Annotated in this window: 16 protein-coding genes; all 16 read left to right on the plus strand. The window is 28.9% G+C overall.

What is annotated here, in order from left to right; genetic code table 11:
• The first annotated feature begins 136 nt into the window (after nt 1–136).
• The 16 genes from SFBM_RS02970 (at nt 137) to flgK (ending at nt 12965) form a co-directional block, all read left to right on the plus strand.
• The gene (locus tag SFBM_RS02970; RefSeq protein WP_005806636.1) at nt 137–352 is read left to right on the plus strand and encodes a DUF1450 domain-containing protein; all 216 of its coding nucleotides are present in this window, start codon (nt 137–139) and stop codon (nt 350–352) included.
• An 84-nt stretch (nt 353–436) separates the two neighbouring features.
• Nucleotides 437–715 (plus strand): DUF1292 domain-containing protein, encoded by a 279-nt coding sequence (locus SFBM_RS02975; RefSeq protein WP_005806634.1) that lies wholly within the window; start codon nt 437–439, stop codon nt 713–715.
• 59 nt (nt 716–774) lie between these two features.
• Nucleotides 775–1419, plus strand: a complete 645-nt coding sequence (locus SFBM_RS02980; protein ID WP_005806633.1) for an HAD family hydrolase — start codon at nt 775–777, stop codon at nt 1417–1419.
• 5 nt (nt 1420–1424) lie between these two features.
• Nucleotides 1425–2219 carry an aminotransferase class IV gene (locus SFBM_RS02985; RefSeq protein WP_007440015.1) on the plus strand — a complete coding sequence of 265 codons (795 nt, stop codon included), beginning with the start codon at nt 1425–1427 and terminating at the stop codon, nt 2217–2219.
• 112 nt (nt 2220–2331) lie between these two features.
• Entirely contained in the window at nt 2332–2808 is a 477-nt protein-coding gene (locus SFBM_RS02990; protein WP_007440014.1) for a chemotaxis protein CheW, read from the plus strand.
• Between the two features lie 5 nt (nt 2809–2813).
• Entirely contained in the window at nt 2814–3305 is a 492-nt protein-coding gene (locus tag SFBM_RS02995; protein WP_005806629.1) for a chemotaxis protein CheD, read from the plus strand.
• Nucleotides 3274–4308, plus strand: coding sequence for a CheB methylesterase domain-containing protein (locus tag SFBM_RS03000; protein ID WP_041568916.1), 1035 nt, complete (start codon nt 3274–3276; stop codon nt 4306–4308). The genes SFBM_RS02995 and SFBM_RS03000 overlap by 32 nt, the downstream gene beginning before the upstream one ends.
• 26 nt (nt 4309–4334) lie before the next feature.
• Nucleotides 4335–5105, plus strand: coding sequence for a CheR family methyltransferase (locus SFBM_RS03005; RefSeq protein ID WP_014017888.1), 771 nt, complete (start codon nt 4335–4337; stop codon nt 5103–5105).
• 1 nt (nt 5106) lies between these two features.
• Nucleotides 5107–7209: a chemotaxis protein CheA gene (locus SFBM_RS03010; protein ID WP_014017889.1), complete on the plus strand. Its 2103-nt coding sequence runs from the start codon at nt 5107–5109 to the stop codon at nt 7207–7209.
• A 19-nt stretch (nt 7210–7228) separates the two neighbouring features.
• Entirely contained in the window at nt 7229–7834 is a 606-nt protein-coding gene (locus SFBM_RS03015) for a chemotaxis protein CheC (protein ID WP_005806623.1), read from the plus strand.
• Between the two features lie 11 nt (nt 7835–7845).
• Entirely contained in the window at nt 7846–8205 is a 360-nt protein-coding gene (locus tag SFBM_RS03020; protein WP_005806621.1) for a response regulator, read from the plus strand.
• 9 nt (nt 8206–8214) lie between these two features.
• Complete coding sequence (locus SFBM_RS03025; protein WP_005806618.1) at nt 8215–8643, plus strand: chemotaxis protein CheW; 429 nt, start codon at nt 8215–8217, stop codon at nt 8641–8643.
• A gap of 4 nt (nt 8644–8647) precedes the next feature.
• Complete coding sequence (gene fliM, locus SFBM_RS03030) at nt 8648–9667, plus strand: flagellar motor switch protein FliM (protein ID WP_005806616.1); 1020 nt, start codon at nt 8648–8650, stop codon at nt 9665–9667.
• Nucleotides 9639–10715, plus strand: coding sequence for a flagellar motor switch phosphatase FliY (gene fliY, locus SFBM_RS03035; RefSeq protein ID WP_007440009.1), 1077 nt, complete (start codon nt 9639–9641; stop codon nt 10713–10715). Before fliM ends, fliY begins: the two co-directional genes overlap by 29 nt.
• A 66-nt stretch (nt 10716–10781) precedes the next feature.
• A complete protein-coding gene (locus SFBM_RS03040) occupies nt 10782–11192 on the plus strand; it encodes a flagellar protein FlgN (protein ID WP_014017890.1) in 411 nt (136 codons plus the stop codon).
• A 36-nt stretch (nt 11193–11228) separates the two neighbouring features.
• A complete protein-coding gene (flgK, locus tag SFBM_RS03045; RefSeq protein WP_005806610.1) occupies nt 11229–12965 on the plus strand; it encodes a flagellar hook-associated protein FlgK in 1737 nt (578 codons plus the stop codon).
• The last annotated feature ends 3 nt before the right edge of the window (nt 12966–12968 follow it).

Raw genomic sequence — 12968 nt, forward strand, 5'->3', positions numbered from 1 at the left:
TTTAAAACTTCTAGTTTAAAATTTACTAGAAGTTTTGTTATTTGTTTAAAAGTTAATTGACTAAAATACTTATATGTAATAGAATTGTTTTGTAAATGTTGAACATTTTAAGTATTAGTACGAGGAAGTGTAAATTATGAAAAAAGTAGATATTTGCGAGAGTAATTTTGCTTTGGGCACAGATAAAGTTGTAGAAGAATTAGAAAAGTCACAAGAATTTGAAGTTGAAGTTCACGGCTGTTTAGGTCATTGTGGAGAATGTTGTGAAACTCTTTTTGTTTTATTGGATGGTGAAATGATTTCAGCAGATTCACCAGAAAAATTACTTGATGAAATAAATAATAACAAATAACATAATTTTATTTTAATTGTTAACAATATAAATAGGTACGAAAGTTTAAAATAGGGAGGTGTATTCCTTTTTAGGATAATTATTATGGTGAATGAAGATAAAGATAAAGAATTATTAAATGATGAAGAATTTGAACATGAACCAGTGTTTGTTGAATTTGAAGACGAGAACCAAAACACTATAAGGTGTGAGGTTATTGATGGATTTGAATACAAAGATAAAAATTATTGTGTTGTTCATAATGATGAGGATGGTTCGTCATATGTTTTTAGATTGACTGACGATGATGAGTTAGTTGTACCAGAGGAAAAAGAGTTCGAAGAAGTTGCCGCTTATTATGATAGCATGATAGAGGAAGATTAAGAACTTTTTTAGGTGTCCTTATTTTAGGGGCACTTTTATTTTACATATTGGGGGATTAAATGAAGTTTGCAATATTTGATGTTGATTTAACATTGACAAAGAAAGATACATTTATTGAATTTTATAAATTTTTATGTAAAGAGGATAAGCGGTTTTATGCTTATTTTAATAAGGCTATTTTTTCAGGTTTGATGTATGTACTTAAAATATATGATGAGAAAAAATCTAAGGAGCAATATTTATCTTTTTTGAACGGGATTCGTGAAGACGTTTTAAATAGATTTGCGAGAAAATTTTTTTATGAGTATTTGATAAATGAACTTATTTACAGGGATGCTATAATTGAAATTGAAAAGCGTAAGAGTGAAGGATATGTTATAATTTTAATTTCAGCTTCTCCTGAATTTTATTTAAAATACTTTAATGAATTGAGTTGTATTGATTATGTTTTGGGGACAAGATATGAAATTATAAATGGATTTTATACGGGTAAGATGATAGGCTTTAATAATAAAGGTAGGGAAAAAGTTTTTAGATTTCGAGAGCTTTTGTTTGAAGAGAAGATAAGGAATTATGATTTTGATAGTTCAATAATGTATTCGGATTCTCTACATGACCTCCCTATGTTTAGTATTGTTGGGACTGGTTTTTTGATAAATAGTAATAAAAGGGTAGATAAATTAATTAATTTGAATTGGAATTAGTGGAGATGGAATTTAAGTTTAAGAAATTTTTGTTTAATGGTGAGTTAATATCTGAGACAGAATTTAAAGATTATTATGAGTATCATAAGAAGAACGTTTATGAAGTTATTAGAATTATAAATTCAAAAATATTGTTTTTGAATGATCATATAAGTAGGCTTAGTAATTCGATTTTGTTAATGTATGGAAATAAAATTAATTTAGATGATTTAATTCCAAATATAGAGAAAGTTATACAAGAAAATGAAATTTTTAATGGTAATATAAAGATTGAATTTATATTTAAGGATGATAAGGTTAATATATACATTTATCCTATTAGTTTTTATTATCCTGATACACGGTTTGGGGTAACAAGTGTTACACTTAACATTGAGAGGGATAATCCATATATAAAATCTTATAATTATAGTTTGAAGAAGAAGATGGAAAAGTCTATTGAAGATAATGGTGTGTATGAGGTTTTGTTGGTTAATAAAGATGGTTTAATTACTGAAGGGAGTAGGAGTAATATATATTTTATTAAAGATGATAGTTTTTTTACTGCACCAATTCATATGGTTTTGAATGGAGTTACTCGTATCAATGTAAATAAGATTATACGAAACTTAGGCTTTAATTTATTTGAGAATGCTGTTCATGTTGACGATATAGATAAGTTTGATGCTTGTTTTCTTACAAGTACGTCGTCAAATGTTTTGTCTATAAATAGAATTAATGATATTCAAATTAATTCGTCTGAAAATAAATATTTAAATATGGTTAGTTCTTCCTTTGAAAAATATTTAAAAAAAATATAATATAATAAAATATTCTAGGCTATTTGTGAAATAATAAAAACAAATAGCCTTGAGTTTTTTTGTATGTTTTTGAGATGAATGGGAGTTTATTAAAAGGAGGTCAGTTGTTTTAATGTTTAGGAGTAAGCTTTTGATGTTTAAAGTCGGTAATAGTAAATATGCGTGTAATATAAAAGACGTTGATAGGATTATTAAATATGAAAATTTGACGCATGTACCATCAAATCAACCAAGTTTTGAAGGGTTTTATAATCATGAGGGAAGAGTTATAAAGATATTTAATTTGTCTAAAAGATTTGGTGTAGAAGATGATCATTCTGTAGATTTAGCACATAAAAAAATAATTATTGTAAAGGATGAGGATATATTAGTTGGTATAGTTGTTGATGAGGTTCTAGAGGTTTTTAATTATGGAGATTCAAGTATTAAGACAGAAATTAAGGATGAACTCAATACAATTAAGAAGGAAAAAGGAAAGTCTATAGATTTACATTATGTTAAAGATATGATTTTGCTAAATGGTGAAATTATTATATATATTTCGATAACCAAAATAATTGCAATAGAATTGGAAGAGAGTGATTTATAGATTTTATGGATACAAATGTAAATGTTGGAATCGGAGATGTAAGAGTTGGAACATATCCAATGATTTTAGAAACAAGAGGTTTAGGATCATGTGTTGGAGTTACAATGTATGATCCGACAAAGAAGATAGGTGGTTTAGCACATATTATGCTACCAAATTCTAATCCAGATGAAACATTAACAGATTTGACAAAATTGAGGTATGCTAATTATGCTCTACCTTTTATGGTTGGGAAGATGATATTTATGGGTTGTTCTAAAGAAAACATAGTTGGGAAATTAGTTGGAGGAGCCTCAATGTTTAGAAAAAAGTCTCCAACTCTTGATATAGGAAAGAAAAATATTGAGGCAGTTAAACAGTTTTTTCATGAAAATTCATTGTCTATTGTAAGTGAACACATTGAAGGGGTAGTGGGAAGAAGTTTATTTTTTGATTTGAATAGTGGTAAAGTCATTATAAAAATTTATGGGAAAGATAGGCAAGAATTTGAAATATAGAGATCAAATTATAAAAACAAAACTTATTATATATGATGAATCAAATTTAATGAGAAAACTTGTATATGACAGATTGGCTAAGGACGCTGGAATAAATATTATAGATATTTTTGATGATTATGATGAAATGAAAAATTTCATCTTGGGTTCAGGCATTGTATTAGATGTAATAATTTTGAATCAATCGTTTTATGAGAATGGAGATTTTATTAAATATTTATTAGATTTAAAAAATTTTGCTGTTAATTTAATAGTAATATCGAATCTTGATGACAGTACAATTTCATTTATAGAGCGAACTGTAGGAGCTGAAAAATTAATATTTATAAGATGTTTAAATAAATCAGGATTAAAAGATATTTTTGACATAAAAGAAAAATTGATAGATGTAGTCTATGGAATAAAAAATAGCCGTATTAAGCGTGCTATATTTGATGTGCAAAAAGCTATAGTAATTGCATCATCAACGGGTGGACCAAAAGTGTTAGAATATATATTTGGGAATTTGGAAACCAAAATAGATATGCCTGTATTTATAGTTCAACATATGCCAGAAGGTCATACGAAACACTTTGTTGATAGATTGGGTGAACTTTGTAGTTACAAAGTTTGTGAAGGGAAAAATGGAGAAATTGCAATGGCTAATGTGGTTTATGTTGCACCAAGTGGTTATCATATGGAAATTGACAACAAAAAACAGATTAATTTAAACGGTAACAAACCATTAAATAATGTTAGACCATCTGCTGATGCTTTGTTTTGTTCAGCATCTAAGATTTATAAAAAAGGTCTTTTAGGAATAGTACTAACTGGAATGGGTAGAGATGGTTCTGATGGAATTAGGTATATAAAAATAAATGGAGGGATTACTATAGCTCAAGATGAGGGAAGTAGCACTGTTTTTGGAATGCCTAAATCAGCAATTGAAACTGGAATGGTAGATAAAGTTTTATCAAAAGATGAAATATTATTTGAGATTGTTAAACATTCAGGTAAACTATAGAGTATTTTTCAAATGAGGTATTGATAATGTATGATATTAACAGGATTCATGACTATGTTTATAAGGAATTTAATATAAGATTAGATGCGTATAAATCTGTTCAAATGAACCGCAGAATTGAAAATTTTATTTCAAAGTTGGAATTTAATACAACAAGTGATTTTATAAGAGAATGTAGTATAGATAAGCATTTGCGGGAGGATTTTTTAGATTTAATAACAATAAATGTGACACAGTTTTTTCGAAACTCAGATATATTTTTTAGATTAGAGGAATTATTTAAAAAATATATACCTAAAAGAGATGTTTATAGGATTTGGAGTAGTGCTTGTTCCAATGGTTCAGAAGCTTATTCTGTAGCTATGATACTTGAGAATATCAATATGCCTAATTATGAAATATTAGCAACAGATATTGATAAAAAGATGTTAAATTATGCAGAAAAGGCTATTTATACAACATATGATTTGCGCAATGTTTCATCAGAGTATATAGATAAATATTTTAATTTTTTCAATGATAAATTTAAAGTTAAAGATTTTATAAGAAATAAGATAGAATTTATACGGCATGATTTAATACTAGATTATTTTCCTAGTTGTTTTGATTTGATACTATGCAGAAATGTTGTTATATATTTTACTAAGGATGAGAAAATGAAGATATATAATAAGTTTTATGATTCACTGAATAATAATGGGGTTGTTTTTATAGGGGCTACAGAAAATATTTATGATTACAAACAAATTGGTTTTAATAAATTAGGTACATTTTTTTATCAGAAGGTGGTGAAATAAATTGGATGTTTCACAATACTTGTCAATGTTTCTTGAAGAGTCTATGGAAAATTTATCAAAATTAAATGATTCTCTATTAGAACTTGAGCAAAAGCCAGATAATTTAGAAGTTGTTAATGAGATATTTAGAGTTAGTCATACAATTAAAGGAATGTCCGCAACAATGGGATACATGAAAATGTCTGAATTAACTCATAAGATGGAAGATGTTTTATCTAAATTCAGAGATGGTACTCTTAAAGTTAATAGAGATGTTGTTACGCTTTTGTTTAAATGTCTTGATACATTGGAATCTATGATTAATAACATAAGTGATGGTAATAATGATGAAATGGATATTGAGGCTATTGTTGTGGATTTAGCTGGAATTTTGGAAGATAAACCAATTGAGAACATAAATGAAACCATAGAGGAAAAGTTGAAACTTGAAGATCATCACATGAATATTATAAATATAGATAAAACTCCTTATTTTGTTTATGAGATAAAAATTGTTTTAGCTGATACTGTTTTGTTAAAAACTGCAAGAGTATTTATATTTTTTAGAGAGATAGAAAAGTATGGAGATATTATTCATACATTACCATCTACCCAAGATATTGAAACAGAAAATTTTGATTTAGAAGTTGACATACTTTATGTAACTATGATGGCCAAAGAGAAACTTCAGGATATTATAAAACATATTTCTGAGATAAAGAAGGTTGCTATAAAAGAAATAAATTCTGACAATGTTAAGAAATCTTACGGTAATGAAGTATTTATAAATCTTGAAGAGGCTTCAGAGAATTTAAAAAATAATATTAAGAGTGATGATGCAAAATCTGAAGAGATATCTCAGGTAAAAAATAACAGAGTAGTTAATGAAGAAAATATAAATAAAGTTCAAATAAATGCAAATAATAAGGATGTAACTAAAGAAAAGGCGTCTAAATCTAAACAATCTATGTCGATTAAGAAAGGGACACAATCTGTTAGGGTTGATTTGGATAGATTAGACATGGTTATGAATATGGTGTCAGAGCTTGTGATTCACAGAACAAGGCTTGAGCAGATTAGTAATACATATAATTCTTCAGAGTTGAATGAAACGCTTGAACAAATTGCTCGGTCTACATCAGAATTACAAGACTTAGTTATGAAAATTAGAATGTTACCATTAGAAGTTGTGTTTAATAGATTTCCTAGAATGATAAGGGATTTATCTCTAGAACTTAATAAGGATATACAATTCATTATTGAGGGAGCGAGTACTGAACTTGATAGAACTGTTATTGATGAGATCGGGGAACCTCTTATACATCTTCTAAGGAATGCAGTAGATCATGGGATAGAAACTAAAGAGAAAAGAGTTGAAGCTGGGAAGAATCCAACAGGGCAAATACAACTATATGCTTATCAGGAAGGTACTAAGGCCGTAATTAAAATACGAGATGATGGAAAGGGTTTAGATGTTGATAAGATTAAAGCTAAGGCTGAAAAGGTCGGTATAAGTACTAATGGAATGTCTGATACAGATATAAAAAATTTGATTTTTTTAGAAGGGTTTAGTACTAATGATAAGGTTACAGATATTTCAGGTAGAGGGGTTGGTATGGATGTTGTTAAGACAAAAATATCATCTCTTGGTGGAACGATAGATCTTCAAAGTGAAGTGGGTAAAGGATCAACTTTTGTAATAAAATTGCCATTAACTTTACAAATAATTAAAGCTTTACTTGTTAAAGTTAATGGTGAAACTATGGCGATATCATTAGGTTTTGTAGATAGTGTTATAAATTGGAAAGAAGATTTGATAAAGAAGAGTAATAATAAGGAAGTTTTATCTTATAGAGATGAGATTATTCCGCTTATACGAATGTCTAAGAAGTTTAGTTTAGATAGTGGAATATGTAATTTAAACAATGAGAGTAGTTATATAATTGTTGCTAAAGTTGGAGAAAAAATTGCTGCTCTTTTGGTAGATGATCTTCTTGGTCAGCAAGAGATAGTAATAAAAAATTTAGGAAAAAGCTTACAAGGATTAAAAGAGTATATAGGAGCAACAATATTGGGAGATGGCCTTGTTACCCTTATAGTCGATGTAGCATCAATTATATCTTGAAAAATGGGAGGAGAGAGGTATGCTCGAATACTCTGAAGAACAATTAGATATGATGAAAGAAATATCTAATATAGCATTAGGAAATTCAGCAACATCGTTATCTAATTTGCTTAATGCTAGAATTAATATGTCTATTCCGAATGTTCATATCGAATCTATAAGTGATTTTATAGAGGAAATTGATGATGTTGAAGTAATAGGGAAAATTTTGATTTTAAAAGGCGATATAGAGGGAAGTGTTTTATTATTATTTGATATTAATACAGCAAAGAAAATAGTAAAAGATATAGCTAGTGGGCAATTATTGTTTCAGGATGAGTTGGATGATATAAGAATTTCTTTTATAGAAGAGGTTTGTAATATAGTTGGTTCGACATACATAAGAAATGTTGCTGATTGCCTTAATTTAAGAATTGAAATTGAAAGTAGTAGTTTGCTCTACGACAGTCTTACTGCAATTTTATCTTACACATTAATGGAAGAGGAGCAATTTTATGATGAGATATTAAATATAAATACAGATTTCAAATATGAATTAGATACTGAAATGATGAATGTATATTTTTACTTTGTTCCCAGAAAGGGTAATTTAAATAAAATCTTTAAAACTGAAAGTCAATTTTAGGAGGAATTACAATGAGTAGAATTTTAATAGTTGATGATGCAGCTTTCATGAGAATGATGCTTAAGGATATATTGGAGAAGAATGGTTATCAAGTTATTGGAGAAGCGAGTAATGGTCTTAAGGCTATTGAACTTTATAAAAAAGATAGACCAGATGTTGTTACAATGGATATTACAATGCCAGAGATGGATGGTATTGAGGCATTAAGGGAAATTATGAGTTTCGATCCTAAGGCAAATATCATAATGTGTAGTGCTATGGGTCAACAAGGAATGGTTATGGATGCTATTAAGTCTGGAGCTAAAGATTTTATAGTTAAACCTTTCCAATCAGAGAGAGTTATTGAATCAGTTAAAAAAGTTTTGGGATAATTTAAAATTATGCAATTAGTCATATTTAAAATTAGAGAGGAATTCTTTGGGGTTGAGGCTTCAAAAGTTCTAAGTATAAATGATATGATGACTATTACAAAGGTTCCTAATGCCCCAAGTTATATTAAGGGACTTATAAATTTAAGAGGAATTATTATTTCACTTTTTGATATTTCTATATTATTAAATTTAGATCATCGCTCTTATGATAATGTAAGTTTAAATGATAGTAGTGTAATTATACTTGATATTGAGTTTGAAGAAATTGGGATAATAGTTGATAAGGTTGATGAGGTGGTGGATATAGATCCAAATTTTATTAAAAGATCTATAGATACGAAAATTCCATTTGTTAAAGGTGTATTGGAACTCAATTTTAAATTAATTACTGTTATAGATATTAATAAATTTGTTCCGAAAGATAGTGGGGTGAATTGAGGTTTTGGGTGATAATGTATTAAGCCAAGAAGAAATTGATAAGCTTCTGAAAAGCATTGAGTCTGAAGGTACTTCATATAATAGGTCTAATATTTTGCAGAAGAATGTAAAGAAATATGATTTTAAAAGACCTCAAAAGTTCACAAAAGAACATATGAAATCTTTAAGTATCATACATGAAAATTTTACTCAGTATCTTTCGAGTTATTTTGTTTCGGTATTTGGCATTCAGATTAAAGTTGATATTATGTCCACTGAACAAATTACATTTCATGAGTTTATTTTTTCGATGCCTAATCCAACTACAATAGTATCATTTGAGATGCCACCTTTATTTGGAAGTATTTTTATGGGATTGGAGTCAGCTTTGTCTGTATTATTATTAAATTCTCTTCTTGGATCCAACGATAGAAAAAATTTGGGAATAATGAGGGAATTTAGTGATATTGATAAAAAGATTTTAACTCAAGTATCAAATGAGATACTTAATATAATAAGAGTGTCATGGGATGATATTATAGGTGTTGAACCTAAGTTCATTAACTTAGAAACTAATCCATCTACTGTTCAATCAATGGGTCCCAATGAACCAATTTTATTTGTAACTTTTAAGATTGAAATTGAGGGAACGGCATATTTTATGTATATTTGTTTGCCTTATATTTCAATAGAGAAGATAGGTGATAAGTTAAATAGAGATTATTTAGTTAAGACAAATACAGAAGAAGAAGTAGAACTTATCAAGAAATCTATTAGGAAAGAATTGAATAGTGTAAATATAGAGTTAGAAGCTATATTGGATAAAAAATTGATTAGTGTTCAAGATTTCTTATCTCTTCAAACTAATGATATCATAATTTTAAATAAAAAGTGTAATAGTCCAGTTGAGATATATATTGAGAATAGGTTGATTTTTAATGGAGTATTGGGACTTGTTGGGGAGAATAAAGGTGTAAAGATTTTAGATATTTATTATAGTGAGGAGGTTATGAAAAATGGAGAAGGAAAATCAAAACCAGAGTGATGTAAATCAGACTGAAAATGGTACGGATCCAATTGTTACTAATGAAGAACGAGATCTTCTTGGTGAAATCGGTAACATTTGTATGGGTAATGCATCAACAAGTTTTTCCAAGTTATTACAAAAGCCTGTTACGATAACTACTCCTACTGTTGAAGTTGTTAATATATCCGATATAGCTAAAGAGTTTATGCAACCACATATAGCTTTAAAGGTAAAGTATACGAGAGGCATTGATGGAAATAACGTACTTGTTATGAGTATAAGGGATGCTATAATTATTGCTGATATCATGATGGGTGGAGATGGTAAAAATGTTGAAGATAGGGAAACGCTAAATGAAATAGAAATAAGTGCCGTTTCTGAGGCGATGAATCAGATGATAGCTTCGTCGGCTACTTCTATGTCTACGATGTTTCAAAAAACTATAGATATTTCAACCCCAGAAACAGTTATAAGTTATAACAGTAAAGATAGCGAAAAGATATTTGGTAATAGCAATGAGAAAATTATAAAAATAAAATTCCAAATGAATGTTGCAGATTTAATTAATAGTAACATTGTGCAGGTCGTGAGTATAGAGACAGGTAAAAATATTATAAATATTATGCTTAATGATCAAAATGGATTTAAAGAAGGATCAACTGATCATAGATATGATGATCAAAGTTTGGATAACCAAAATTTGAAAGCAGTTGAGAATTCTAATAATTCAAAGCCGATTAAAAATTATGATGTAAGTGATGCTGTTTTGATGCCATTGAGTCAAGGAGCTACACCAGCAACCCCTAATAATATCGATTTAATTTTGGATGTTCCTCTTGAAATCTCTGTTGTCCTTGGGAAAACGAAGAAGAATGTTGGAGAGATTTTAAATCTAGGTACAGGTTCGCTTGTTGAGCTTGAGAAGTTAGCAGAAGAGCCGGTTGATATATTAGTTAATGGAAAGCAGATTGCGACAGGAGAAGTTGTTGTTGTTAACGAAAATTTTGGTGTAAGGATCACAGCAATTTTAAGTAATACAGAACGGGTTAAAAACTTAAATTTATAGTTATTTAGTTTTTAACTTTTTTTATATAAAAATATACCTATGTTTATTATATTGGAGGTAATGAGTTTGAACAAAGAAGTTAATGGTATAATTCTTAATCAAATTAAATTATTTGACACTTTACAAAAATATTTGGAAGAGCAAAAAGAATTTATAAGGAACAATAAATTGTTTGAACTTGATGGGATATCGTTTAAAATTAATAATGTTTGTAAGAGTATTGCAGATGAAGAGGTTAAGCTGAGAAAATTATTAAATAATGAGTATATTAAAGATTTTGTTATGAAGAACAAAGATGATAAAGAATTATATGAAAGCTATATACTTCTTGTTTCTTTAGTTGAAAAGATAAATTTGATTAAGGATGATAATAAATTTCTTATTAAAAAATCATTGAGCTTTACAAACAAACTGTTATCTTCTATTAATAAGAATGCAAATCAACCTAATGTTTATACGAGGAAACCTAATTATTAAATTTAATTGTTGTTTCTAGAAAGGGGGCGTTTTATTATGGCAGGTTTGTTTAATACTCTTAATATTTCTAAGCGTGGTATAAATGTTATGCAGGCAGGTCTTAATGCAACTTCTCATAATATTAGCAATGCATCACGAACAGATTATACAAGACAAAGGATAAGAGTTGAGGCGTCCTCACCATTGACGACTGTTGGGAGTGCTGGTCAAATTGGAACTGGTGCTCAGGTTGCAATGGTTGAGAGGGTTAGAAATACTTTTTTAGATTATCAGATTAGAAATGAAAATTCATCACTTGCAGATGCAAACGTTCGCCAAAATGTTTTATCTGAAATAGAGAGTCTTGTTAATGAAAGTGGCGATAAAGGACTTAGTAAGATGTTTGATAAGTTTTTTGACAGTTGGCAGGATTTGTCAAAGAATCCATCTGATATTAATACGAGAAATATTGTTTTGCAAGAAGCATCCAATATGGCTACAGAGATAAATCGTATTTATTCAAAACTTCAAGAATCAAAGGGTGATGTAAATGATACGATTAAAAATTCAGTCGTTGAGGTTAATTTAATTCTTAATGAAATAAATGAGCTTAATCAAAAGATACAAGAAATTTCTATGGTTGGGAATCAACCAAATGATTTAATGGATAAAAGAGATGCTCTTCTTGATCAACTCAGTGGTAAGATGGGAATATCACTTGAGAATAAAAAAAATAATGGAATTAATGTTACTGGGAAAGATATAGCATTAGGGAATTTGGTAAGCAGTAAAGAAGGAGAAGGTGATTTAAGATTAACATATATAGAAGAAATTGAAGTAAATGGACAAGGTGCTTTTCCTAAAAGTGTAGTGATAACTTATTATAAGAATAATGATTCAAGTGATCCGAATAATAGAGCTACCCTTGAAATAGAGAACATGAGTGAGAAAGATTTTAATGATCTACAAAAGAATAGAATTGTTTTATCGAATAAGGAAGGAAATCTTATTGATAAAGCAGGGAAGGAAATTACAAATCCTCAGGTCAACGCAAATAATTTCTCATCGCTTAGTCTAAGCACTGGAGAACTTGGAGGTCTCCAAAAATCCCATGATGAACTCGATTCTTTTATAAATCAATTAAATCAATTGACGAAGTCTATTGTTTTTTCCCTAAATGCTGTTCACAGTGGTAAAACAGATGCTGCTACGGATAATTTGCCATTTTTTGTAAACTCCGATGGTGGAGATGAAAATTCTATAACTGCAGGTAATATTTCTGTGAATACTACTCTTTTAGATGATCCCATGAAATTAAAAGTCAGAAAGAATGATCATATGTTCGATGATGCTACTCAGAATACTATTGATGGACAAGGTGACGGAGATAGAGCTTTGGCTATTGCATCTTTGAGAGATAAATTGTTTAACATCTCTGATATTGGGAAAACTATTAATAGCAGAGAAGATTTTTTCAATCCTAATAAGGGCGGAAGCGAGCTTATTAATAATGGACTTGACATCAATAGTGCAAAAAGTGGGACAAAGATTGAATCACAATATAAAAATATGGTGACAACTGTTGGTATAAGATCACAAGAAGCAGCTAGGGAAGCAGATAATTTTGAGGATTTGGTTTATAATCTTGAAATTTCTAGAATGAGTGTTTCTGGGGTTTCTCTTGATGAAGAAATGAGTAATCTTATAACTTTTCAGCATGCTTATAATGCGAGTGCTAGAGTTATTTCTACAGTTGATAAGTTATTAGATGTTATTATAAATGGATTGATGTAGTTG

Origin of the sequence: Candidatus Arthromitus sp. SFB-mouse-Japan, assembly GCF_000270205.1 — a bacterium.
GTDB lineage: Bacteria > Bacillota > Clostridia > Clostridiales > Clostridiaceae > Dwaynesavagella.

Coding starts and splice junctions, on each gene's coding strand:
- SFBM_RS02970 (WP_005806636.1), top strand. CDS start 137: ATGAAAAAAGTAGATATTTGCGAGAGTAATTTTGCTTTGGGCACAGAT.
- SFBM_RS02975 (WP_005806634.1), top strand. CDS start 437: ATGGTGAATGAAGATAAAGATAAAGAATTATTAAATGATGAAGAATTT.
- SFBM_RS02980 (WP_005806633.1), top strand. CDS start 775: ATGAAGTTTGCAATATTTGATGTTGATTTAACATTGACAAAGAAAGAT.
- SFBM_RS02985 (WP_007440015.1), top strand. CDS start 1,425: ATGGAATTTAAGTTTAAGAAATTTTTGTTTAATGGTGAGTTAATATCT.
- SFBM_RS02990 (WP_007440014.1), top strand. CDS start 2,332: ATGTTTAGGAGTAAGCTTTTGATGTTTAAAGTCGGTAATAGTAAATAT.
- SFBM_RS02995 (WP_005806629.1), top strand. CDS start 2,814: ATGGATACAAATGTAAATGTTGGAATCGGAGATGTAAGAGTTGGAACA.
- SFBM_RS03000 (WP_041568916.1), top strand. CDS start 3,274: ATGGGAAAGATAGGCAAGAATTTGAAATATAGAGATCAAATTATAAAA.
- SFBM_RS03005 (WP_014017888.1), top strand. CDS start 4,335: ATGTATGATATTAACAGGATTCATGACTATGTTTATAAGGAATTTAAT.
- SFBM_RS03015 (WP_005806623.1), top strand. CDS start 7,229: ATGCTCGAATACTCTGAAGAACAATTAGATATGATGAAAGAAATATCT.
- SFBM_RS03020 (WP_005806621.1), top strand. CDS start 7,846: ATGAGTAGAATTTTAATAGTTGATGATGCAGCTTTCATGAGAATGATG.
- SFBM_RS03025 (WP_005806618.1), top strand. CDS start 8,215: ATGCAATTAGTCATATTTAAAATTAGAGAGGAATTCTTTGGGGTTGAG.
- fliY (WP_007440009.1), top strand. CDS start 9,639: ATGGAGAAGGAAAATCAAAACCAGAGTGATGTAAATCAGACTGAAAAT.
- flgK (WP_005806610.1), top strand. CDS start 11,229: ATGGCAGGTTTGTTTAATACTCTTAATATTTCTAAGCGTGGTATAAAT.